This window comes from Anaerobiospirillum thomasii, from assembly GCF_900445255.1.
Lineage (GTDB): Bacteria > Pseudomonadota > Gammaproteobacteria > Enterobacterales > Succinivibrionaceae > Anaerobiospirillum_A > Anaerobiospirillum_A thomasii.
In genome coordinates, this window is sequence record NZ_UAPU01000007.1 from 168,950 (window position 1) to 193,739 (window position 24,790).

Here is a 24,790-nt window from a genome sequence, read left to right on the forward strand (position 1 = left end):
GTTTTTTAAACAAATTATACAAAAATAGAGAAAAAGTTGTCCTATGTCACTAAAAAAATATAATTCATTTACTATATTTAAACCATGTTATCGTTGTCATTAAAAACAACTAACATGTTTTTATCGTTTATAGAGGAATTGAATATGAAGATTACTAAAACTTTAGGTGCAGTTGCTTTAGCTTCAGCTATGGCCTTTGCAGGCGCTGCCTCTGCAGCCGATGATGGCAAGCTCAAGATTGGTATGTCATTCCAGGAGCTCAACAACCCATACTTCGTAACCATGCAGCAGGCTTTTGAAGAGGCTGCCAAGTCATTAGGTGCTGAAATTGTTATCACCGACGCACGTCACGACGTAGCAAAACAGATTTCAGACGTTGAGGATATGTTACAGCAGAATATTGATATTCTTCTATTAAATCCAACTGACTCTGTAGGTATTCAGTCAGCTGTTATCGATGCCAAAGAAGCCGGTGTTGTAACTGTAGCCATCGATGCCCAGGCTGAAGGCCCAATCGATTCATTCGTAGGTTCAAAGAACTATGATGCAGGCGTTATGGCCGGTGAGGCTCTTGCCAAAGCCTTAGACGGCAAGGGTGAGGTTGCCATTCTTGACGGTATCCCTGTAGTACCTATTCTTGAGCGTGTACGTGGCTTTGAAGATGCCATGAAGAACTATCCTGACATCAAGATCGTAACCAAGCAGAACGGTCAGCAGGACAGAGCCATCGCTCTTAACGTAACTGAGAACATTTTACAGTCAGCTCCAGAGCTTGATGGTATCTTCTCAGTAAACGACGGCGGGGCAATGGGTGCCTTAGCTGCAATTGAGGCTTCAGGCCGTGATGTTAAACTCGTATCAGTTGATGGTAACCCAGAGGCTGTAGAGGCTATTGCCAAAGGCGACGGTCCATTTATTGCAACATCTGCACAGTTCCCACGCGATCAGATCCGTGTAGGTATCGGTATTGCTCTGGCCAAGTTCTGGGGTGCCAACGTTCCTAGCGCAATCCCTATCGACGTTAAGCTAATCACCAAAGAAAATGCTGAAGGCTTCTCTTGGTAATTTAAATTACGTTTAAGTAGTACCGCACCCTTTATGCTGCATAGAGGGTGCTTATAGATTAGGAGATACAATGCCAAAACTACTGGAACTGCAGGAAATATCAAAATCTTTTCCTGGCGTAAAAGCGCTAGATAATATTACGCTGTCTTTAGATTACGGTGAGATTCACGCCCTCTTAGGCGAAAACGGTGCCGGCAAATCTACCCTTATGAAAATTCTTTGCGGCATTTACAGTAATGACAAGGGTAAGATTTTAATTGACGGTGCTGAAGTCACTTTTGATAACTATAAAGATGCTATTGATAAAGGCATTGGTATCATTTTCCAGGAATTTTCATTAATACCGTATTTAAATGCCGTTGAAAATATTTTCTTAAATCGCGAGATCAAAAATAAGCTGGGTCTTATCGATTTTAAGAAAATGAAAGAGGAAACTCTTAAGATTTTAAATGAGCTTGAGATCAATATTAACGTTGATGTTCCTGTTGAAGAGCTCTCAGTTGCCGAGCAGCAGTTCGTTGAAATTGCCAAGGCACTGTCATTACATGCAAAAATTCTGGTTTTAGACGAGCCTACTGCCACTTTAACACCAAAAGAGGCTGACAGACTGTTTAAAATCATGCGCGACCTTAAGCAGACTGGTGTTGGCATGTTCTTTATCTCCCACCACCTTGAGGAAATTTACCAGATCTGCGAGAACATCTCAGTACTGCGTGACGGTCAGTACATAGGCACCAGACCTGTTGCCAACACCACCGTAGATGAGCTGGTTGAGATGATGGTAGGTCGCAAGGTTGAAAACACTTATCCTCCAAAGAGCAGCACCATAGTGCGCGACAAGCCAATACTTGAGGTCAACAACCTGTGTCGCAACAAGGGTGATACACCAAACAGCTTCAAGATTTACAAAGGCGAGATTTTAGGCTTTGCAGGTCTTGTAGGCTCAGGCCGTACCGAGCTTGCCCGTGCACTTATTGGTGCTGACAAACCATATTCAAAGGAAGTTATCCTGGACGGGGTTAAAGAAAAACTCTCAGATCCTGCAGAGTCACTGGCCAAAGGTATTGGTCTTCTGCCTGAGGACAGAAAGGCTGAAGGTCTTATCCTGCCGTTTTCTGTAAAGAGCAATATCTCCATGAACAACTTCTCCAAGTGGATGGTGGGCGGTATCTTTATCTCTGATAAGCAGGAGGAAGCTACAGCCAATGAGCTTATCAAGAAGGTAAGAGTAAAGACTCCGTCCTCATCTACCAAGGTTGGCAACCTCTCAGGAGGTAATCAGCAGAAGGTTGTTATTGGACGCTGGCTCAACAATGACTGTAAGGTTTTAATCTTTGACGAGCCAACCCGTGGTATTGACGTAGGCGCCAAGGCTGAAATATATGAGCTAATGCGCAAACTGACAGAAACAGGTCTTGCCGTAATCATGATCTCATCTGAGCTGCCAGAAATCATCGGCCTTTGCGACAGAGTGGAGGTATTCAGAGAAGGCTCAATTGTAGCAGAACTTGAAGGCAAGGATATCGAATCAAATACTATTATGCTTTATGCAACAGGAAACAACTAATATGGCTAGCGAAACTATTACTCAAGAGAATTCAATGATGACTACATTTAAGCAACTGTCAAGAAACCCTGTTTTCTATCCTTTAATGGGCTTCTTATGCGTATTCATTATCATGGTTGTAGTGACAGACAACTTCCTTACAGCCAACAACCTTACCAATATCGGCCGACAGGTATCAGTCAACGCCATTATTGCTGTAGGTATGACCTTTGCTATTTTAACCTCAGGTATTGACCTTGCTGTAGGCTCTGTGATGGCGCTCTCTGGAACCATTATGGCTGGCCTTATGGCTGGCGGCATGCCAATGTCACTCTCTATTTTAATAGGTTTAGGTTTAGGCTCAGTTCTTGGTGCCATTAACGGTTTACTTATAGCCTATGCCAAGATGCCTGCCTTTATTGTGACCCTGGCCATGTTAGGTATTGCCCGTGGTCTTGCTCTTATCTATACCGGCGGTTATCCAATCTCAGGTCTTGACAAGTCATTTGCCCTCTTTGGCCGTGGCAGCATCATGGGTATTGAGACTCCGATCTTCATCATGCTCATTGTCTATGCAGTAGCCTATGTGGTTTTAACCTACACCCCATTTGGCCGTCACGTCTATGCTGTAGGCGGTAATGCCGAGGCCTCAAGACTCTCTGGTATCAAGGTCTCAAAGATTCTGTTTTTAGTCTATACTATCTCAGGCTTCACCTCAGCACTTGCAGGTTTAATCTTAACCTCTCGTCTGATGTCAGGTCAGCCAAATGCCGGTGTTGCTTTTGAGCTTGATGCCATCGCAGCTGTAGTACTTGGCGGTGCAGCCATGAACGGTGGTAAAGGTACAATCATAGGTACTCTTATAGGCGCGCTGCTCCTTGGTGTACTAAACAACGGTCTGAACCTCATCGGTATCAACCCATATGTTCAGAACGTAATCAAAGGCATAATTATTCTCATTGCCATCTATGTAGGTACTGAGAAGAAAAAAGCAAGAAGCTAATCTTCATAACCAAGTGATGATGTGTGCCCCGGCACACATCATTTTTTTAAAACAACAGCAAAATTAAGGATCTGCAATGAGCTATTTTATCGGTATCGATCTTGGCGGCACAGTAATTAAAGCCGGTATTTATGATGAGTGCGGCAATGAAGTTTCAGTATGCGAGCACAATTCCACACTGATTGCACAGCATGAGGGCTTTTCAGAGCGCAATATGGATGAGCTATGGCAGTCTGTATGTACTGTAATTCAAGGCGCTCTTAAAAGCGGATCAGTAAACAACGCTGATGTCAAAGGTGTATCCTTCTCATCCCACGGCAAGGGTCTGTATGCTGTTGATAAGGCAGGCCGTCCTGTGCGCAACGGTATTATCTCATCAGATACCAGAGCTTTATCTATTGTAAAGAAATGGCTTGAAGATGGCAGTGCCGACAAGGCCTATCCTTATGGTATGCAGCAGATCTGGACCGGCCATCCTGTGGCCATACTGCGCTGGCTTTATGAAAATGAAAGAGAGAATTACGATAAGATTGATTCTATCTTCATGGTGCATGATTATGTAAGATTCTGCATGACAGGCAATAAAGGCGCTGAAATCACCAATATTTCAGGCTCCAATCTCTACAATGTCAAAACAGGCACCTATGATAAGATCCTTGCCAGTAACTTTGGCATTGATGAGTGCTATGACAGACTTCCACCTATTGTTCAGTCAGCACAGAACTGCGGCGGCGTAACCAAAGAGGCTGCTGAGGCTACAGGTCTTAAAGAAGGCACTCCTGTCTTTGGCGGTTTTTTTGATGTAGTAGCAGCCTCCATTGCCTCAGGTGTAACAGATGATACAGTTTTATCTGCAACCTCAGGTACCTGGTCTATTGCCACTACTGTACACAAGAGCATCAAGGATGATCCTCATCATTATATCTGGGGCAATTACTGTATACCTGATCTGTATTTTGTCCACGAAGGCTCTCCAACCTCAGCTTCAAATCTTGCCTGGTGGAGAAATCTTTTATTGAAGAATGTAAGTCTTGATGAGTGCAATGCCTATGTAGACAAGGCACAAAAAGAGCGTAAGGACAGCTCATTGTTCTACTTCCCATACCTTTTTGGCTCAAACTTCAAATTAGGTCAGCATGCCTCCTTATATGGTCTGCAGGCTCACCATGATATGCAGGATATAGTCAATGCTCTGTATGAGGGTATAGTCTTTTCACATCTTATCAATCAGGATAAGGTGGTTAAAATTTCACCAAATCTAAAGACTATAAGAATGGCAGGTGGTCCTACCAATTCAAAACCATGGATGCAGATGTTTGCCTCAGCCTCCAATCTGCCAATTGAGATCTCAAGTATCAAGCAGGTAGGCTGTATGGCTGCAGCTTTATGTGCAGCCGTAGGCTCAGGTCACTTTAAAGATTTTAGTGAGGCAGTAAAGGCCACACATAAAGCCTCAGTTGCCATTGAGCCTTGTGCAAGTCAGCATGATTATTTAAGAGAGCGTTATGCAAGATTCCTTGAAATAAACAAATCTCTCTAATAGATTTATATAACCCATCCTATACAGGCTAAGCTGATATAATATCAAGTATCTTATATCAGCTTATTATTTTTTAAAACTCATCTCCCATTTTCTGTAATCTTATATAAAAGCCTTTATATAATATTTTTATCTAAGCCTTTACATAATATTTAATCTTGATTCTTGTTTTATAAACTGCAGGCAAAAAAAATCAGCCATAGAGTTTATGGCTGATCTGCAGGTAAATGTGTTTAACCTAGAAGGACAGAGTAGACTGTCTTTCTATAGCAAGACCATTTTTGTAATCTTCCATGAATTTTTCAAAGCCTTTGACGCCTTCAGGATTTGGCTGTAAGGTTGTGCCCTTATTGGCATTAAAGACCTTCTGTGACAGGAATTCATCAAGCTTAAGACCTGAGCTGTTAATCACATAGGAGGCTAATATGGCAATACCCCATGGACCACCCTCACTTGCTGTCTCCATGACAGATACAGGCACATTCATGGCATCGGCCATAATCTGCTGACCTACGCCCCTGGTCTTGAAAAGACCGCCATGACCTAAAAGAGAATCTAATTTTACATTCTCATCTTTGATAAGAATATCCATACCCATCTTGGTAGCTCCAAGAGATGAGTACAGGTGAGAGCGCATAAAGTTTGCAAGATTGAAATTGGCATCAGGTTTTCTTACAAATAAAGGACGCCCCTCTTCAAGATCTGTAATGAACTCACCTGAGTAATAGCCATAGGAGAGCAGACCGCCGCAGTCGGCATCACCTGTCAGAGCATTGTTGTATAAAAGCGAGAAGACCTCGTTCATATCAACCTTGTGGCCACTTAATTTTAAGAACTCGGCAAATAGTGAAACCCAGGCATTAAGATCCGAGGTGCAGTTGTTGGCATGGGCCATAGCTACAGGATGACCATCTGGTGTGGTGACCATGTCAATTTCACGGTGCAGTTTGTCTAAAGCCTTCTCAAGCACAATCATGGCAAAGATTGAGGTACCTGCTGAAATATTGCCTGTTCTTACCTTAACAGAATTGGTAGCCACCATGCCGGTACCAGCATCACCCTCTGGAGGACACAGTACAATGCCAGCCTTGAGATCACCGTCCTCATCTAAAAATCTGGCTCCCTCTTCTGTCAGTGTTCCGGCATTTTCACCTGCCACCATAACTTTTGGCAATATGTCCAGAAGCTTCCAGCTGTAATTTTTGGAGGCTACAGCCTCATCAAACTGATCTACCATTTTCTGCACATAGGTATTGGTCTTAGGATCGATTGGGAACATTCCCACAGCATCGCCTATGCCCTGATATCTGTTGCCGGTCAGAATTCTGTGTATATAACCTGACAATGTGCAGATATAATCAAGCTTGTGTACATGCTCATCATTGTTGAGAATGGACTGATACAGATGGGAGATGGACCAGCGCTCTGGAATATTGAAATTGAATAATTCTGTAAGCTGTGCCGAGGCATCACGGGCATTAGTATTACGCCATGTTCTAAAAGGAGTAAGCAGTCTGCCCTCTTTATCAAAGGCAAGATAGCCATGCATCATGCCGGATATACCAATTGCACCTAAGGTGGTTATGGTCTGACCGTATTTATCTTTTACATTTTTCTTTAAATCTCTGTAGCAGTCTTTGACACCTGCAAAGATATCTTCCTGTGAATATGTCCAGATTCCGTTTTCCAGCCTGTTCTCCCAGTCATGTACACCTGTGGCAACTACATTGTACTCACTGTCGATTAATACAGCCTTGATACGTGTTGAGCCGCACTCAATACCAAGATAGGTTTTAGTCAAATCAAGAGTCTTATCTGTCATATTCAAATCCTCAGGTAATATAAAATACTATCTTTATATTCTAATATAAAACATTCAAATTTTCAGCCTACACTTTAAAAAAGCACAGGCACATCAAATAAATTTCTGCTGTCTGTAAAATATAAAGCATCTTTGACTGACACAGACAGATACTGTAAAATTTAAATATGTGTTAAATGCTATTAGTTTTTAGTGTTTATATATTACTTATATTATAAAAAGCTTTTTAAAATATAAGCATATTTAGTGTCTTTATAAGATATTATAACCTAAAATCCAATGATTTGTGTTACAACTTATAGCACTTCTACTTCTAACACCCTCGCATCTGTTCATATCCCATTGTAATTAAAGCTTATTTTTATCAATTTAACCTTGATTTTTTAAGGCTATTGTTCTATTATTCTTATATAAATTGTGTGCTTACTGTGTTACAACTGGGCGGTGTAAAAATGATTTATTTAGACAAAACGGTTGATATTCCAGTATCTAATGTATACTTTCGCCAAAGAGGCCCTGATTTATACATTTGTGAATTTATAGAGCCTTGGAAAGATGATGATGGCTCAAGAAAGAGCAATCGCAAGCGTCGCATCATCGGGGTACCTGTAAATGGCGAGCGTACTGACACACAAATGCACCCAAATGAAAACTATTACAAACTAAGAAATCTTGCACTACCTGAGGCTAATTACGCTAAAGTTGGTCTGCCAGGGAAGCACACATCTTTTGAATACGCACCAGGTGCTGTAATATATCCAGCGTTTCCGGCCATTGCCTATATAGCACTCCTTCAGTCAGGGTTATACGATAAACTCATAGAAGCCTTTAAAGATTCAAGACTTGTTGACTCTATGTGCTTTATAGCAACAGTATACGCATCTGGCAGAACATCGCTTGAAGCACTTGAAGAGCTGTCTACTACCTTTAACGCTTTCAATGATGCACAAGGAGTAACATCGCAGGCTGCATCTTACCTAATGCGCAATCTTGATACCAAAAAACTGCGTGATTTCTTCAAGTTATGGATCCCTTATGCATCAGGAAGCGACTGTCTGGCTTATGATGTAACTGCCTTTACTTCAAAAGCAAAACTTATGAGAGAGGCAGAGTATGGCTACACACATGGAACTGTAGAAAATCTGCCACTTGTAAACTATGCCTTATTTAGCAATGAGCGTACTGGCATACCTGTCTTTTTTGATCATTATTCAGGAAGTCTTACCGACAAAGCCAATCTCAAGAATATTATTGATACAGCGCTAGATCGCAACCTCCCAGAGAATATTACTCTCGTTATGGACAGAGGTATGACAACGCTTGATAATCTCAGACACCTTAAAGAGCTTAAATTAAAATTTATTGTAGGTGTTCCTGGAACTATAAAGGCTGTTGACGAATATCTGAGCTCTATTGCTACTAAAGAGCAATCTATAACCAATACCATAACTTTAAAGACGCGCAGTGGTGAGTGCGAGACCTTATATTGCTACACTGAGGACTTTATCTGGAACGATGTAAAACTCAAACTGCATTTATACCAAAGCGTTCAAAGGCGTGCCAATAAGATGGCAGATTTCTTTTCATCCCTTGAGGAGTGTAAGAGAGCTATTGCCGATACCAAAGAGCTTCCATCAGGAGCCTGTATAATGGCAGATGTAAAAAACTGCTTTGTGTATCAAGGAAAAGGCCGAGGTAGAAAATTAGTTCTTGATGAAGCTATAGCTCAAAAATATGTTAATCGTCTTGGTACTTTTGCCTTATTTTCAGAGCCTGAAGCTAACTATACAGCACAGAATGCTTTGGAATATTATAGAAGGCGTGAAATTGATGAGGCTAACTTTGATATTTTAAAAAATGACCTTAACGGCCTGCCGTTGGGCATTCACAACCAGAGCTCCTTAGACGGCAAATTCTTTATTCTCTTCATAGCTTTGGTTATAAAAAGAACCATTATGCAACGCATTAGAGGCTTTCTGCGCTCTAATAATAAATCTTATAAATATGCCGTTGAGACTTTGAACAATATTAAAGTTGAGTTTAGAGAAAGCGAGATCGCAATACTTGAATCAGGTCAGGTTGAGAAAAATCTTGATTACTTACATCAGGTTAATGCTCCAACCAAGTTTGCAAAATCTTTGCTGGCAGCAATAGTAGATCCGGATGGGCTTATAGTAAAAAAATCATACTTAAATCTAAAGGTCAAAAGAAAAAAAACAAAAGTTAGAGTGAAAAAATAACAAATTTAGTTGTAACACAAATCATGGGACTTTAGGTTATAAGTGCCCTTCTTTTTTCACTGCCTGTGAGCATATACCTACAAAAGAGAGCCTGTGCTGTGTAGATTGTGTATTTTTGACTGGGCTTATATGGCAGTTGTAACCTCTTATACCTTTTAAAGCCTAAGGGCAGAGCGCCAAGTTTTTGGGGGATTTTGTTTTCTGACTATTTAGCAATTAGGTATCTTTAGTATACAATATTAAAAAAAATTAAATACGAAAACTTTATAAAAACAATAAACCGAGTCTTCCATGTCAGAAAAAGAAGTAAAAAGCTCAAAAAAGTCTCAGCCAAGCTGTCAGTCATTAGCCCGCGGTCTTAGAATTATTGATATTCTGGCCAGCTATCCAGATGGCTGCCCTCTTGCCAAGATCTCAGAGGAGGCTGGTCTTAACAAAAGTACTGTACATCGTCTGCTGCAGGAGCTAATTAGCAATGAATATGTGCAAAACTGCATCAACCCTGGCAACTACAGACTTACAAGCAAGCTTTTAGTCATAGGGCATAATGTTGTATCATCAACTAATATCTACAATGTTATTACCCCTCATCTTGAGAGACTTAACTTCTGCTACTCACAGACAGTCAATTTCTCCATGCGTGACAATGATCATGCCATATTACTCTATAAGCTCAATCCATCAAGCTCTCTTTTAAAGACCAGAACCTCCATAGGTCAGTCCATGCCTTTATACTGCACTGCCATGGGCAAGGTCTATCTGGCTTTTTCTGATGATGCCAGCATTGATGCCTATATCATCAATCATCAGCATCTTTTCAACAAGATTACAGAAAATACCCTTGTAGATCCTGCAGCTTTAAAAAATGAAATTATAAATATAAGACAGTCGCTCATTGCCTTTGACAATGAGGAAAATGAACTTGGTATTTCCTGTATTGCAGCGCCAATCTTTGATCTGAACAATGAAAATATCTATGCCATTTCACTCTCGGCCACCACCAAGCGCCTTGAGTCTTTAGGCATTGACAAAGTTAAAGAGCATGTACTAAAAACAGCCGCCGCCATATCAAAGGATCTTGGCTGCGCCGACTATTTTAAAAACGCCAGATCAGCTGTATAAAAAAGGCAGAGTTTAACTCTGCCCCTGACTAGTCCCTATACAGACTATAGTGAAGATTTAAGCTTTAAAATACTCTCTAAACTTCTCTTTAAATTCGTTGCAGGCCTGCAGAGGATCTGCTGCTGTGGCAATGGAGCGACCTGCAATAAAGGCCTTGACATTGATATCTTTAAACAGATGAATATCCTGAGGTTTGATGCCGCCTGTGACGCTAAGCTCAATACCTAAATCAGATAATCTCTTCATTTTGTCAAGATCTTCACTGCTCCATGAGACGCCTGATTTTTCAGCATCACGGCCACGGTGATATATAGCCTGACGTATGCCATTATCAAGCCACTGCCTGGCATCATCAAAGGTCCATGCGCCAAAGAGCTCAATCTGAATCTCACCGCCGTTGTCATCAGCCACCTGTCTTGCTGCCACCATGGTGGCAATAGGAGCGGCACAGATTACAGTCATATAGCTTGCGCCGGCACCAAAGGCCTTGCGGGCAAGCACATCGCCGGCATCTGCAACCTTTAAATCACAGACTATGATTTTATCCTTATACAGTGAGCGCAGAAGACTTACTGTCCTTACACCCTCTGATACACATAAAATGGTACCGGCCTCGATAATATCCACGCCATCGGCCACAGCCTTGGCTGTAGACAGAGCATTTTCTAAAACTGTATCATCAAGGGCAATCTGCAGTAATGGTAAAGCCATATTATTTATCTCCGTTTATTTTTGCAAAGCGTTGACTTTGACATGATAGTCAGACAGAGCCTGTGTCAAAAGTGTATATTTTTCATATTTTTGTGCATAGTAGTCAAAACGTGAGCTATCTGGTGTCACTATGTCATTGGTAACATTTAAAGCCATAATAGCCTCATGCACGCTCTTATAGACTCCAAGGCCTACCATAGCTGTAATGGCAGCGCCAAGACAGCCTGTCTCTTTGAGCCTTGGAATATAGATCTCCTTGCCTGCTGCATCAGAGAGCATCTGCATCCATACAGGAGAATGGGTAGGACCACCTGTGACAATAAGTTTTTGCACATCTTTAAATTTGCGCATTATGGATTTTATATGCTTGATGTGCGAAAAGACTACACCCTCAAAGGCGGCACTAAACAGATGGGCATTAGTATGATAGCTTTGCAGACCATAAAAACCTGCTGTATTGTCAAGTGAGACATTAGAGCCATATAAAAACGGCATGAAAAAGACATCATGCTTCTCATGGGCAACCTGCTCTACCATGGAATTTATGACATTAAAGTCACTTATATTCAGGGCATTGCAGATCCACTCAAGATTGCCAGATGAGGTAGGACTTGCCTCATGGACAATAAAGCTGTCCTTGCTGCAGTGTCTGCCATAGACAAAAAGATCCTCATCATCTGTAATCTTATGGGTAAAGCCTGTAGCCACAGCCCAGGTACCCATGGAGATATTAAGCGCACTTTCATCTTTTAAGCCTGCGCAGATGGCAACAGAGACCACATCAAAAAGACCGCCAACTACAGCTGTACCCTCGCTAAGTCCTGTAAGGGCGGCCGCCTCCTTTGTCACCTGACCGCAGATCTGAGTTGACTCTACAATATCAGGCAGCTTGTCATAAGCCTCCTCAATGCCTAGCTCTGTGCACAGATCCCTGTCATAACGACTTTGCATAATATTGTACAGATTAGATTCAGAGATATTTGTTACCTCACAGTTGCGTGTACCTGTAAGACAAAAGCGCAGATAGTCATGCGACATTAGAATATCGCTTATACTCTCATAGCTTTTTAAATCATGCTCCTTAAGATAGCGCAGTATTGTAGCAGGATGTCCTGTCCACAAGGCCTGACGGGTCTTAGGATAGATTTTCTCTCTGACTTTATCCTTTTCAAAGATTTTTACAATATTCAGCGATCTCTTATCAGCAGAGAGAATACCTCCGCATGGGGCGGCATTGCCCTGTTTATCAATACCAAACAGACCCTTGCCTTGAGCTGAAATACCAATACCCTTGATATCAGCACTGTCAACACCTGACTTGGCAATGGCTCCTCTTATGGTGTTAAAACACTGCTCTTTAAGCCTCTGCATGTCTCTTTGGGCATAGCCTGGCTTTGGATTTATTATCTCAAGTGTTTCACGGGCTGAACCCAACTCACGCATTGACTCATCATATACTGCTGACTTGATGGCTGTACCGCCACAGTCTATACCTAAAAAGTAGGCCATGAAAGCTGTCCTCTTAGCACGCTATATAAAGTTTAAAAGATTTATATCCACTTTTACCACAACCTTGCGTATATCCAAAGGCACATTTTCCTCAAAGTTGATGCCAGGACGGTGAATATCATATGGAAAAAACATGGCATAGCTGCCAGGTGTCATCTCTATAATACCTTCATGCTCAACACTCTGATAGAAAATAATATCCCGTGCTGGCAGATGTGACTTTAAAGGTTGTGCTGTGCCAAGATCGGGAGCAAAACCAATTTTCTCACGACCTGAGGCTAAATACTGTATATCTATATAGCGCCTATGTGACTCAAGGGGGCAGAGATCCTTATCCTTTGTCTGCATATCAATAATCTGTGCATAAATCTCACGCCCAACAATCTCAACCTCTCCTGCATTTAACTTTAAAAGATCTGTATTTCTTAAAAAGTGCAGAGCCTTTTTTACAGGTGGAGGCAAAAAGGCGTCATCCTTATTGGCAATGTGTCCATAAATCATAGCTGTATCCTAAAGGGTGAGTATATTCTTATAAATGTCCTCATTAACCTCAATGCCCTGCTCTATTGATTTTTGATAGCGGCTCTCAAGCAGATGACCTGGAATATGGGCAGGATGATCCTCACAGCGTGCTGCAGCCTCAAGTACATAATCACAGATGCCTGCAAATTTCTGCTGCATTGTATTGGCATCAGCTACAGGTTTTATGGCCATAAAGATCTGGGTTACACCCTTTTCACAGCCCTGCTCTGTAACTTCTCTGACACTAAGACCTCCAGAGAGGGCCACACCTATCATATCAAGCACAATAGACAGACCTGAACCTTTCCAGTAGCCCATTGGCAGAATCTGTTTGTTTTTCTGCAGTGTGGCAGGGTCACGGGTGTAATTACCCTTATCATCAAAGCCGCCGTCAATAGGCAGCTGCTCATTGCGCAGTGCATAATTCTGCAGCTGTCCGTAGGAGAACATTGACATTGAAAAATCAACCATAGTCACAGGATCAGATGGTACAGCTATAATAAGTGGATTGGTTCCTATACAGCATTCCTTGGTACCCCAGGCGGGCATTACAGCAATTGAATTGGTAAAGCACATTCCAATATAGCCATTTTTAGCTGCCATATAGCCAAGTGATCCGCCACGCATCCAGTGACTGGTATTGCGCAGAGCTACAATGCCCACACCGTCATCTTTAGCTATATCCATGGCTCTTTGCATCATACGTCTTGCTGTAATATTGCCAATACCCCTGTGGCCGTTGTAAACCTCAATACAGCCCATCTGCTTTTCAAGTTCAGGATTGACTTTGTTTACAACCTCCCCTTTATCCATCTGCAAGATAAAGACGCTGTAGCGGTTGATACCATGAGAGAGCACACCATAGGCTGTGGTATCTGCAAATTCAGTGGCACACTCAAGCGCCAGTGTAGGATCTACATTTCTTTTTAAAAGGGGATTTAAAAAAGCCTGTTTTAATTCTTCATAGGTAACGCGCATACATACCTCACACCGCTAAAAATTTCATTCTATAAAATTATATTTTAATATTTAAAAAATTCATACTCAAGAGTACATTTTTTTTAAGCCTCTCACAAAAATAGCTTTAAGGCGCGTATACATGGCACTTGCAGCCACTATCACCACTTGGATCCTAACATCTGTAATCTTAGCTGCAAGTGGCTTTAAAACATCATTTGTAGACTGGTAATTGAAAATACACACCTTAAAAACAGCAGTGTTTTTTAAAAATAATTTCATAAAAACTCGTATATTTTTAATATCATGCCGCATAAGAGTTAACAAAATGAATGATTCACATCACATTTTACACAATCTAATACACTAGGATCCCAATGCAAAAAACCAATATAACATATTGATTTATAAACAATATATCCAAAACAAACAACACATTGAGTCATAAGTTTTATCACCCCCTCTTAAAAGTGTGATGTATATCGGATTATGCTGGCGTCTATTGTTCTATCATCTGTTTATAGACAAATTGTGATACAGCGTTTAATTATAAAAATTTTTTATAGAATTTTATAATATGAAACGCTATTTTATATATTAGTAAAATTAGCCGAATGGAGAACTGTATATGGCACTTATACCTTTTGCACAGATGAAGGATACTATTAAAAAGGCATTTATCAATGTAGGTCTTTCAGAAGATGATGCCGAGCTGTGTGCCACCGTTCACACTCAATCAAGTGCAGATGGCGTTTATTCACATGGCCTCAACCGTGTTGAACGCTTTTGTAATTATGTTAAAGAAGGATATGTTGATGTCAAAGCCTGCGTTGATGTAGTCAAGGAAAATGGCTGTATCTGTATTTTAGACGGCAACCGCGGCATAGGTATCAAAAATGCCATAACAGCTGTCAATAAGGCTATGGAACTTGCCTCAGCCCACGGCGTAGGCATTGTGGCTCTGCGCAATACCACCCACTGGATGCGCGGCGGTTCTTACGGTCTTATGGCTGCACAAAAAGGTTATATGGCCATCTGCTTTACCAATACAGAATCCTGTATGCCAGCCTGGGGTGCTGTCAACAATCACCTTGGCAACAATCCTTTTGTTATAGCTCTGCCTCAGGGTGATGATGTCATGCTGCTTGATATGGCCATGTCACAGTACTCATATGGCAAACTTACTACTACCCGTCTTGCCGGTGAAAAACTTCCATATCCTGGCGGTTTTGATGAAAACGGTGTTCTGACAGATGATCCAGGTGCCATTGAAAAATCAATGCGTATTCTGCCAACAGGCATGTGGAAGGGCGCTGCTATGACCATTATGCTCGATGCTCTAGCTGCAGCTTTATCAGCAGGCTCATGCACCAAGGAGATTGATGAGATTAACCGCGGCAGCTGCACAGGCTGCTCACAGATTTTCATGGTCTTTGATCCAAAATCATTTGCAGGAGCCGAGATGACACAGCACATTACCAAGACTGTCTGTGACTATGTCAATGCCTCAGAGCCTGATGAGCATACCTCACTTGTATGCTATCCAGGTCAAAGATCACTTATGCGCCGTAAGAAGAATATGGCAGAAGGCATTCCAGCAGATGATGGTGTCTTTGCCGCTGTAAGCAAAATTGCAGGAGTTTAGTTATGCAAACCCTTGGACTTTTTACAAAAAGAGTACTTGAGGTAATGGTTGTTGCAATCATGTGCATTATGTCGCTCATGGTTTTTGGCAATGTAGTGCTGCGCTACCTTGCCAATTCATCCATAACCTCCTCAGAGGAGCTCTCACGCTATCTTTTCGTGTGGCTTACCTTCCTGGCATCTATTCTGGCCTACCATGAAAATCAGCACATCTGTGTCGATTTTCTGGTCAAAAAGCTAAATCAGTCCTCACAAAAACTGATTCGCCTTGTGGTCAATGCCTTTATCATACTGTGCAGCTGCTTTATCACCTACGGCAGCTACCTTCTGGTTGAAATTGGCGTAGATGAACTCTCACCGGTAACCATGATCCCTATGAGCTATGTCTATATATCAGGTGTCATTGGTGGTGTAGGTCTTATCATTGTCTGTCTTTTAAAGACAGTGGCCGAATTTACAGCTGCGGAGGAATAAATGACTTTACTTATATTTATAGGCGTTCTGCTCTTCTGTATTGTCATAGGTCTGCCAATTGCCTTCTCACTGCTGGTAACAGGCCTTGCCCTGATGGTACATCTTGACTTTGTTGACTCACAGATTCTGGCTCAGAACCTCATCAACGGTGCCAACAACTTCTCACTGCTTGCCATTCCATTCTTCGTGCTTGCAGGCGAGATTATGAATGAGGGCGGTCTGTCCAAGCGTATTATCGATCTGCCTATGAAGCTTGTAGGTCACTACACAGGCGGTCTTGGCTTTGTGGCTATTCTGGCTGCCATGATTATGGCTTCACTCTCAGGATCTGCTGTGGCAGATACTGCAGCTGTAGGTGCCATGCTCTTCCCTATGATGAAAAATGCAGGTTATTCCCAGGAAAGATCTGCAGGTCTTATAGCCTCAGGTGGTATTATTGCCCCAATCATTCCGCCATCAATTCCATTTATCATCTTTGGTGTGGCCTCAGGTGTTTCCATCTCCAAGCTGTTCCTGGCAGGTATTGCCCCTGGCATTATGATTGGCATTATGCTCTGCACCATATGGTACTTTATTGCCAAAGGCATGAATGCCCAGACTATGCCAAAGGCCAGCGGCAAAGAGATTGCCAAATCCTTTATCAGCTCCTTCTGGGCTTTAATGCTGCCTATTATTATCATCGGCGGTTTCCGTCTTGGCATCTTTACCCCAACTGAAGCTGGTGCCGTAGCTGCCTTCTATGCCCTGTTCATCTCACTGTTTGTCTACAGAGAGATGTCATTAAAGGCACTATACAAGGTAATTCTGGCCTCAGGTAAAACCACAGCTGTAGTGCTCTTTTTAGTAGCCGCAGCCCAGGTATCTGCCTGGCTTATGACTGTAGCCGAGCTGCCTGACATGGTAACAGAGCTTTTAGCTCCATATATGGAAAATCAGACTCTGCTTATGGCCATTATCATGCTTATAGTTCTTATTGTCGGCATGGTTATGGATCTGACACCAACAGTGCTCATTCTCTGTCCAGTTCTGATGCCTATTGTTTATGAATCAGGCATAGATCCTGTATACTTTGGTGTTATGTTCATCATCAACTGCTCAATTGGCCTTATCACCCCTCCTGTAGGTAATGTTCTCAACGTTATTGCAGGTGTGTCAAAGCTCTCCTTTGACAGAGCCGTTGTCGGTGTCTTCCCATATATCATCGGTCTGTTTGCGATGCTGATAGTATTTCTATTCTTCCCACCGCTTATTACAGTACCGCTGCAGTGGATTTTAAATTAATATCATACCCGTAAACTGGAGATTGTAATTATGAAAAAACTAACTAAAGTAGCTCTGGCCTCAGCTTTAGCCTCACTCTTAGCTTTTGCCACAACTGCAAGTGCCAAAACAACACTGCGTATGGGTTATGAAACCCCACGCACCGACAGTCAACACAAAGGTGCCGAGGTCTTTAAGAAATATGTTGAAGAGCAGACAGGCGGCGAGATCAGTGTAAAACTCTTCCCTGACAGCACCTTAGGCGGCGCTCCTGCTCTTATCAACGGTGTAAGAAACGGCACCGTCGATATGATTATTGTAGGCCTTAATAACCTCTCTGGTCTGTCAAAAGAGCTTAATGTTCTTGATATTCCATTTATCTTTGCCAACAAGGATGAAGCATTCCACGTACTTGACGGCAAGGTAGGTGACTATCTGTACAAGGGCCTTGAGGGTGTAAACATCAAGGGTCTGACCTACTGGGACAACGGCTTTAGAGCCATGACCAACAACAAGCATCCAATAGTCAAACCAGATGATGTCAAAGGCATCAAGATGCGTGTACCTGGCAACCCAATGTCTGTAAAACTCTTTGAGACCCTAGGTGCCAACCCAGTGCCTATGGCCATTGGTGAGCTCTATACAGCTCTTGAGACCCACACTGTTGACGGTCAGGATCACCCTGTTAACGTATTCTATTCTTCAAAATTCTATGAAGTACAGAAATACCTGACACTGACCAACCATCAGTACTCAGCCCTCTTCTTTGGTATGAACCTCAAGAAGTACAATAAACTCTCTGATGAGCACAAGCAGATCATTATGGAAGGCGCCAAGAAGGCCCGTGACTTCCAGCGTCAGTACAATGCTGACAATCAGGCAGCTCAGATTGAAGAGTTCAAGAAGGCTGGCGTTGAGGTTATAAACTCAATTGATCCACAGCCATTTAGAGATGTAGCCTTTGACAAGGTATCAAAATTCTACACCGATCAGTGTGGTGATCAGTTAATCAAAGACATCAATGCTGAAATTGCAGCAATGAAAAAATAGTCTTTTATAAATTGTAACTCACTAAGGGGCTGAAATATTTCAGCCCCTTTTTTATTCCACTGCCTTTATACAGTATTAATTTTTCACATTTTTTATGAGCAGAACTTGCCATCACCTCTGTCTGATGGCTGTATGTCACTAAGATAGTCCCCTGTTTATGTCCTTTATCTTAAAGCACACTATGCCATTGACTTAAAACCTGATATCAGGAGCACAGAGCTTGATTTATAGATATGAAGACAGTTATACGTCAATTAGGTAAATCTTAGATGCAAGCAGGTTATGAGCAGATAGAGGCTATGAGTATGGGAGAGTAAAGAAAGATGGGGCCTGGGGATATGGCCAGATACAGGCAGAGGCTCATACGAGCCTCTGTTGTTTTTATTTATTACCCTGACCGTAGTAGGCATTTTTACCGTGCTTGCGCAGATAGTGCTTATCAAGCAGAGTCTTTTGCATAGGCTCTATCCTGCCGCCACGCAGCATGGTGCTCTGATAGGCCATAAAGGCAATTTCCTCAAGCACTACAGCATTGTGCACTGCATTTTCAGGGCTCTTGCCCCAGGTGAAAGGACCGTGGGAGTAGACAATGACACCTGGCATATCCTTAAAGGCAAGAGAACGCTTATTAAAGGTCTCAATAATGACAGTACCTGTTTCTTTTTCATACTCACCGTTGATTTCCTCATCTGTCATCTGACGGGTGCATGGGATATCACCGTAGAAATAGTCAGCGCCTGTTGTTCCAAGAGCTGGAATATCAAGACCGGCCTGAGCCCATGATGTGGCATTTCTTGAATGGGTGTGCACAATACCCTTAATATCCTCACAGGCCTTGTACAGCTCAAGATGGGTTGGAGTATCAGTTGATGGATTTAATGAGCCCTCAACCTTCTGTCCTGTCATAAGATCAACTACAACCATGTCACTTGCGCGCATGTTGTCATACTCAACACCTGAAGGCTTGATGACCACAAGACCGTTTTCTCTGTCAATACCTGATACATTACCCCAGGTAAAGGTGATAAGATTGTGCTTTGGCAGAAGTAAATTGGCCTCAAAAACCTCTTCTTTTAAACTCTCTAACATACATACTCCTTGAACAACATGTATTTTTCAAACTCTTTTATACACTATCTGACACATATGTCTAAAGCCACAGGATAACTTTAAATTTATTGTTTTAAAATCAGAAACTTAAAGGGCTGTGCATAGGCTTAATCGGTGCTTTTGCATAAAATTGTTATCGTTGTCATTTTAATGTATTTTTAGCCTGCACACAATAAATCACAATGAGCTAAATCACATCTATAAGATTTTTAAAATATTGTTTCACTATACGGATTGCTTTTTATTACAGAGCCTAAAAAAAACAGAGCTTTTAACATAGATATGAAAAAGCTCTGTACTTTATCCTGTATCAATACTTTATAAAACTACTCTATGCTTTTTGGGATAAACTCCTGACCTAACTTAAAGCAGTGTGACCCTGCCACATAATGCACGCTAAGTGAAGCATCATCACTGACATCTGATTTAAAGTGACCATCAAAGTAGCGGCTGTCGGCATAGGCACAGACAAGCTCGCCCATGAAAAGATCATAGCTCTTTTCATTAACCTCATTTTTAATCACTTTAAAGTACAGATGACCTAGGCAGTCATCTACCACTGGCATAGGCAGATCATCTAGTTGTACAAGTCTGTCCACAATTTTTTTTAGCTTGTCTTTATTGTCATTTTTTGACACAGAGCCGCAGTATAAAAGCTCAGAGGCTGCCTTGACTGAAGGTACGGACAGAATAAAGTGCCCGCTTGTGTCTATAAGCTTTCTTGTATAGTGCGGTGCATCCACCACCACAAGAGAGCGGCATGGATTGATATTCAAAGCTGTATTCCAGGCAGCAGCCATAATATCAAAGTCATCTGCCACACATGAGCCTACAAAGACGGTGGCACCTACATTTAAAAGCCTGTAGGCACGCTCATCATCAATTTTCTTTAAAAACTGTGCGTTCATAATCAAAAGCCCTCTTAGAGCACAACCTCCTGCATCAGCACAGAAATGTCATCCTCTTCAAGATTATCTGAATTTACTCTTTTGAAAATATCATCAAATGAATAGACGTCACCTGGATATAATACCACAATGGCCTTGTCGCCATCCTTAAGGAAATTGGTCTTGCCAAATTCGCTGTAGCGTGTGGCACCAACTGAGATCATAAACTGTGTAGGTTTGCCGCATTCTAAAAGATAGGAGTTGATATTCTCGGCAGGACCTGCATCAGCCTGATTGTTAAATTTATCTTTCATCCACTCTATAAGTTTTTCATAAAAGTAAGAATAATCACTTACAGCACTGTCCTCGCCATAGACATGAGGAATACCGTCACGCACCATAAAGCTTGCTATTCTGTAGCGATCCATGATGCCGCCTTTTTCAAACTTATCAATCTTTATAAGATTTGAAGCAAGACCCTTGCTTGAGGCGCCCCAGTTTTTCTTTTGTGAAATCTTTTTAGCCCCTTCTTTTCTTATAGAGCAGTCATTGCTTGCGCCAAAGACCAGAGGCTTTATCTGACTGACCTTGTCCCCATCCCAGCTTACATCACAGATAACAGCACACTCAGGCTCTATCTGTACCTTGCTCTCGCCCTTTGGGAAAATAATACGATACTCATCAAATGGAAACGGGTGCAGATGTGCAGGTACTGCCTCTGTAGCCTTTGGTATATAAGTTGGAAATACAGCCTTAGGTGCATTGGCATCCTCAACTACAACAGAGGTAAAATCCCTATCCTCTCCTGCCTGCTCAAGATGTCCTGTAAAATTGCCTGCCACACCAAAACATGGAATATCGCGTAGTTCAAAGTACATATAAAATCCTCAAAAAAGTTATTGTGCTCAATCATTTTTATATTAACACACAAGCTTTAAATCGCGTCAATGACGCTCTTTTAATTTAAAGAACTCTGTTGTGAAAAATGTGCACACTGCCTTATACTGCAGACCTGTACATGATTAAGCAGCTATGATTTTAAACTTGGGTCAAATACCTTTATAATAAAAGCTCACTAAAGCTATATATTTGTTGGATTGACCTAAGATTATGCCTGTAAATTTTAAAACCTTTGTGACAGCAGCCATCTGCTCTTTAAGCCTTAGCCTGACACTGCCAGTACACACAGCCATGGCCTCAGATAATGACTATAGCACTATTGTCAAAGCCTTTGAGGCACAAAAAGATACAAGACACAAACTTAAAAACTTTAAAGCGGCTAAAAAAGAGCTGTTCTGGATTTACAAAAGATTTGACAGCCCTTCAACCTTTTACTGCAGCTGTCCTATAACTCTTCTGGACAATCGCTTTGGACCTGCCGATCTTAAAAGCTGCGGCTATAAAGTACGCAAAAATGCGCAGAGAGCGCAGCGTATTGAAGCTGAGCACATAATGCCTGCCTACAACTTTGGTCGACAGCTGCCATGCTGGCGCGAAGGCGGCAGAAAAAACTGCAAAAAAGATGCAAAGTTTAACCGTATGGAGTCTGATCTGCACAATCTGGCTCCGGCCATTGGCGAGGTCAACGGAGACAGATCAAATTTCAGATTTGTCGATGAAATTGTCAAAAGCTCAAAGAACAATGTGGCAACCTATGGCTCCTGTCCTATGCAGGTTGAATTTAAAGGCAAAAGAGCAAGTCCTCCTGAGCACACTCACGGCATGATTGCAAGAGCCTATCTGTATATGGCCCATAAATACGGCATTAAACTTAATGATAATGAAAAAAGAATGATGTACAGATGGAATAATGACAATGCCCCTACTGCTCTTGAGATAAAGCGCAATGAGCTTATTAAAAAAGCTCAGGGCAATGACAATCCATTTATCAGCAATTACACACAGCTTAAGTAGCAGGATTAGCATGAGAATTCCAAGAATCTATGAAAGTAAGGCTGCACTTGAGCCTGGCGTTGATTTTACTTTAAATGAAGACGGCTCTGGGCATCTGTGCCGTGTGCTACGCATGGGAGAGAATGACAGATTTTATGTCTTTGACGGTTGTGGACATGAGTATGAAGCCATCATCAAAGAGCCTGGCAAAAGAGCTTTATGTCAGGTTTTAAGTGCTCTTGAGCGTAACAGTGAATCGCCACTTAAAGTTGAGCTTTTGCAAGTTATAAGCCGCGGAGATAAAATGGATTTTACACTGCAAAAGGCAGTGGAGCTGGGAGTGCATGCTATCACCCCTTTAAGCTCAAGCCGCTGTGGTGTAAAACTTGATGCCAAACGTCTTGAAAAAAAACTTGTCTCATGGCAGAAAATTGTCGACAGCGCCTGTGAGCAGTGCTTTAGAGCCTATGTGCCAAGGGTCAACGCCTCCTGTGATCTTGCTGATTATCTTAAAAATGCTGATTTTAGCAATACTTTGTGTCTGACACTTGATCCAAAGGCCAAATGCAAAATTCAGGATCTTGAGCTAAAAGGCACAGATGTCAAACTTTTAATAGGCCCTGAGGGTGGTCTTAGCGATGATGAGATCGAGCTTGCACGCCTGCATGGCTTTGTAGGTGTCACCCTAGGTCCGCGCATACTGCGTACAGAAACTGCAGCTCTTGTGGCTCTGTCTGTGCTTGGCAGTCATTTTGGAGATTTATAACTATGGAACTTACCCATCTTGGTCATAACAGCAGATATTACTCACAGTACAATCCATCGCTTTTAGAACCTATTATGCGTCATCTGCCACGTGCAGCTTTTAGTACTGACACCTCAATTGGCTATGATCTCTGGCGTCTTTATGAAATTACCTATTTAAATGCCAGAGGCATACCATGTATTGTCATGGGCTCTATTAAAATAAATGCAGCAAGTCAGTTTACTGTAGAGTCAAAATCACTAAAGCTCTATATTGGCTCCTTTACCAATACCAAATTTCTCTCCCTGTCACATGTAAAGGAGACTATAGAGCGGGATCTGCACAAGGTTACAGCCTCAAAGGTCGAGGTTGAACTCTATCCACCTGAGGATATGAGCTTTATGCCAGAAAAACTGCCTGGTATCTGCATTGATGATAGTGCAGGCGATATAAAGCTTGATTTTGATACTATTAATCCTACGCTTTTAAAATACAGCCAATCTGATAATGACGAGGATAAGGCTGTATCTTCGCGCACCTATCATTCCAATATTGTACGTACCCTCTGCCCTGTAACCTCACAGCCAGATTTTGCATCGGTAGTTATAAGCTATACAGGCAGGGCTATAGATACTACTGCCCTTTTTGCCTATCTGTGTTCATATCGTCATCATCAGGGCTTTCATGAGGCCTGCACGGAAAATATCTATAATGATTTAAAAAATGTATTAAATCCAGACGGACTGTGTGTTGCAGCCTCATTTACAAGGCGTGGCGGTATTGACATCAATCCATGCAGAGCCGACTCACTTGATCTTACCTGTAAGTGCTCTCATATACGTACTCTAAGACAGTAATAATAAAGGCTTTGATAGCAAGAAGCTCTCAAAGCCTTTTTATATAAACAGTATTTTTAATTTATATAACTTTTGCAAAATAGGCTGACAGAGCAGTTGCCCTTGAGATCTTTGCCTCAGGATTAAAAGCAGATCCTAAATTAAAACCTGATATGGATGACTTTAGTAGGGCTTTGCTCTGACTCATTATGTAAATATAAATTAAGAGCTATATGGGGTAGAGTCGGATCATAACAGCTTTTATGTGCCTGCAATCCCCTGTCCTGAAGCTTTGTACAGCCATTGTTCTTACACTTTTTTTTTACTACTTACTTTAAAATTGAGAATAAAGCTGTTAAAATAGCGTGATTTAGTGCCACCTGTAATGTGGCTGTTTTTTAGTGAATATATTCAGGAGCTTTTTGTGCCTAATATCAAGTCTGCAAAGAAGCGCGTACTCGTATCAGAGAAAGCCCGTCAGCGTAATGTTGCTGCCCGCTCAAAGATGCGCACTTTAATGAAGAAAGTAATCAATGCATGCCTTCAGGGTGATAAAGAAGCCGCAGTTGCTGCTTTCAAGGTAGCTGAGCCAGTTTTAGATCGCGCAGCATGCAAGGGTCTTGTTCACAAGAACAAGGCTGCCCGCCATAAGAGCGAGCTTGCAGCTAGAATTAAAGCTTTAGGTTAATCTTTAACCATAAAAACTTAAAAGTCTAGACTCTTGAAATCGCCTGTCATCAGGCGATTTCTTATTTCATACCCATAAAAATCATCTCAGATCTGTTTTTTATCCTTCCCGTATGCAAGAACTTTTCCTTTTGCTAAAAGAAAAAGGACAAGGCCTTTACTCCCTG

Annotated in this window: 22 protein-coding genes; 14 read left to right on the plus strand and 8 right to left on the minus strand. The window is 41.8% G+C overall.

Going from position 1 to position 24,790, the window contains the following annotated elements:
• Positions 1-144: 144 nt before the first annotated feature.
• The 4 genes from DRZ93_RS07925 (at position 145) to DRZ93_RS07940 (ending at position 5,154) form a co-directional block, all read left to right on the plus strand.
• Positions 145-1,065 (plus strand): ABC transporter substrate-binding protein, encoded by a 921-nt coding sequence (locus tag DRZ93_RS07925; RefSeq protein WP_113746270.1) that lies wholly within the window; start codon positions 145-147, stop codon positions 1,063-1,065.
• 70 nt (positions 1,066-1,135) lie between these two features.
• Positions 1,136-2,632 carry a sugar ABC transporter ATP-binding protein gene (locus DRZ93_RS07930; RefSeq protein ID WP_113744035.1) on the plus strand — a complete coding sequence of 499 codons (1,497 nt, stop codon included), beginning with the start codon at positions 1,136-1,138 and terminating at the stop codon, positions 2,630-2,632.
• A gap of 1 nt (position 2,633) precedes the next feature.
• Positions 2,634-3,614, plus strand: coding sequence for an ABC transporter permease (locus DRZ93_RS07935; RefSeq protein ID WP_113744034.1), 981 nt, complete (start codon positions 2,634-2,636; stop codon positions 3,612-3,614).
• Between the two features lie 76 nt (positions 3,615-3,690).
• The gene (locus DRZ93_RS07940; protein ID WP_113746271.1) at positions 3,691-5,154 is read left to right on the plus strand and encodes an FGGY-family carbohydrate kinase; all 1,464 of its coding nucleotides are present in this window, start codon (positions 3,691-3,693) and stop codon (positions 5,152-5,154) included.
• A 238-nt stretch (positions 5,155-5,392) separates the two neighbouring features.
• On the opposite strand, the gene DRZ93_RS07945 is transcribed toward DRZ93_RS07940, so the two are convergent.
• A complete protein-coding gene (locus tag DRZ93_RS07945) occupies positions 5,393-6,976 on the minus strand; it encodes a xylulokinase (protein ID WP_113746272.1) in 1,584 nt (527 codons plus the stop codon).
• Positions 6,977-7,428: 452 nt separating this feature from the next.
• Here DRZ93_RS07945 and DRZ93_RS07950 point away from each other — a divergent pair, with 452 nt between their 5' ends.
• The gene (locus DRZ93_RS07950; protein WP_113745559.1) at positions 7,429-9,216 is read left to right on the plus strand and encodes an IS1634 family transposase; all 1,788 of its coding nucleotides are present in this window, start codon (positions 7,429-7,431) and stop codon (positions 9,214-9,216) included.
• Between the two features lie 291 nt (positions 9,217-9,507).
• The gene (locus tag DRZ93_RS07955; RefSeq protein WP_113746273.1) at positions 9,508-10,338 is read left to right on the plus strand and encodes an IclR family transcriptional regulator; all 831 of its coding nucleotides are present in this window, start codon (positions 9,508-9,510) and stop codon (positions 10,336-10,338) included.
• A 57-nt stretch (positions 10,339-10,395) separates the two neighbouring features.
• On the opposite strand, the gene ulaD is transcribed toward DRZ93_RS07955, so the two are convergent.
• Genes ulaD through yiaK (DRZ93_RS07975) form a run of 4 tightly spaced genes read right to left on the minus strand, consistent with a single transcriptional unit; the run spans position 10,396 to position 14,058 of the window.
• On the minus strand, positions 10,396-11,049 hold the full coding sequence (gene ulaD / locus DRZ93_RS07960; RefSeq protein ID WP_113746274.1) for a 3-keto-L-gulonate-6-phosphate decarboxylase UlaD: 654 nt from the start codon (positions 11,047-11,049) through the stop codon (positions 10,396-10,398).
• A 15-nt stretch (positions 11,050-11,064) separates the two neighbouring features.
• Positions 11,065-12,558 carry an FGGY-family carbohydrate kinase gene (locus tag DRZ93_RS07965; RefSeq protein WP_113746275.1) on the minus strand — a complete coding sequence of 498 codons (1,494 nt, stop codon included), beginning with the start codon at positions 12,556-12,558 and terminating at the stop codon, positions 11,065-11,067.
• Positions 12,559-12,579: 21 nt separating this feature from the next.
• Entirely contained in the window at positions 12,580-13,059 is a 480-nt protein-coding gene (locus tag DRZ93_RS07970) for a NanQ anomerase/TabA/YiaL family protein (protein WP_113744028.1), read from the minus strand.
• Positions 13,060-13,068: 9 nt separating this feature from the next.
• Positions 13,069-14,058, minus strand: coding sequence for a 3-dehydro-L-gulonate 2-dehydrogenase (gene yiaK, locus DRZ93_RS07975; RefSeq protein ID WP_113746276.1), 990 nt, complete (start codon positions 14,056-14,058; stop codon positions 13,069-13,071).
• A gap of 607 nt (positions 14,059-14,665) precedes the next feature.
• Here yiaK (DRZ93_RS07975) and yiaK (DRZ93_RS07985) point away from each other — a divergent pair.
• Genes yiaK (DRZ93_RS07985) through DRZ93_RS08000 form a run of 4 tightly spaced genes read left to right on the plus strand, consistent with a single transcriptional unit; the run spans position 14,666 to position 18,465 of the window.
• Complete coding sequence (gene yiaK, locus DRZ93_RS07985; protein ID WP_113744025.1) at positions 14,666-15,682, plus strand: 3-dehydro-L-gulonate 2-dehydrogenase; 1,017 nt, start codon at positions 14,666-14,668, stop codon at positions 15,680-15,682.
• Positions 15,683-15,684: 2 nt separating this feature from the next.
• The gene (locus tag DRZ93_RS07990; RefSeq protein ID WP_113746277.1) at positions 15,685-16,155 is read left to right on the plus strand and encodes a TRAP transporter small permease; all 471 of its coding nucleotides are present in this window, start codon (positions 15,685-15,687) and stop codon (positions 16,153-16,155) included.
• A complete protein-coding gene (locus DRZ93_RS07995) occupies positions 16,156-17,436 on the plus strand; it encodes a TRAP transporter large permease subunit (RefSeq protein ID WP_113744023.1) in 1,281 nt (426 codons plus the stop codon).
• 30 nt (positions 17,437-17,466) lie between these two features.
• A complete protein-coding gene (locus DRZ93_RS08000) occupies positions 17,467-18,465 on the plus strand; it encodes a TRAP transporter substrate-binding protein (RefSeq protein WP_113744022.1) in 999 nt (332 codons plus the stop codon).
• 381 nt (positions 18,466-18,846) lie between these two features.
• On the opposite strand, the gene araD is transcribed toward DRZ93_RS08000, so the two are convergent.
• The 3 genes from araD to DRZ93_RS08015 form a co-directional block, all read right to left on the minus strand.
• Positions 18,847-19,554: an L-ribulose-5-phosphate 4-epimerase gene (gene araD, locus DRZ93_RS08005; protein WP_113746278.1), complete on the minus strand. Its 708-nt coding sequence runs from the start codon at positions 19,552-19,554 to the stop codon at positions 18,847-18,849.
• A 347-nt stretch (positions 19,555-19,901) separates the two neighbouring features.
• Positions 19,902-20,483 carry a flavin reductase gene (locus DRZ93_RS08010; RefSeq protein WP_113744014.1) on the minus strand — a complete coding sequence of 194 codons (582 nt, stop codon included), beginning with the start codon at positions 20,481-20,483 and terminating at the stop codon, positions 19,902-19,904.
• Positions 20,484-20,497: 14 nt separating this feature from the next.
• Positions 20,498-21,340 carry a DUF5718 family protein gene (locus DRZ93_RS08015; RefSeq protein WP_113744013.1) on the minus strand — a complete coding sequence of 281 codons (843 nt, stop codon included), beginning with the start codon at positions 21,338-21,340 and terminating at the stop codon, positions 20,498-20,500.
• Between the two features lie 232 nt (positions 21,341-21,572).
• On the opposite strand from DRZ93_RS08015, the gene DRZ93_RS08020 reads away from it, so the two are divergent.
• From DRZ93_RS08020 to rpsT, 4 genes are all read left to right on the plus strand, one after another.
• Positions 21,573-22,376 (plus strand): endonuclease, encoded by an 804-nt coding sequence (locus tag DRZ93_RS08020; RefSeq protein ID WP_245933791.1) that lies wholly within the window; start codon positions 21,573-21,575, stop codon positions 22,374-22,376.
• Positions 22,377-22,386: 10 nt separating this feature from the next.
• The gene (locus tag DRZ93_RS08025) at positions 22,387-23,121 is read left to right on the plus strand and encodes a 16S rRNA (uracil(1498)-N(3))-methyltransferase (RefSeq protein ID WP_113744012.1); all 735 of its coding nucleotides are present in this window, start codon (positions 22,387-22,389) and stop codon (positions 23,119-23,121) included.
• A gap of 2 nt (positions 23,122-23,123) precedes the next feature.
• A complete protein-coding gene (gene queF, locus DRZ93_RS08030; protein WP_113746279.1) occupies positions 23,124-23,957 on the plus strand; it encodes a preQ(1) synthase in 834 nt (277 codons plus the stop codon).
• 403 nt (positions 23,958-24,360) lie between these two features.
• Complete coding sequence (gene rpsT, locus DRZ93_RS08035) at positions 24,361-24,624, plus strand: 30S ribosomal protein S20 (RefSeq protein ID WP_113745080.1); 264 nt, start codon at positions 24,361-24,363, stop codon at positions 24,622-24,624.
• The last annotated feature ends 166 nt before the right edge of the window (positions 24,625-24,790 follow it).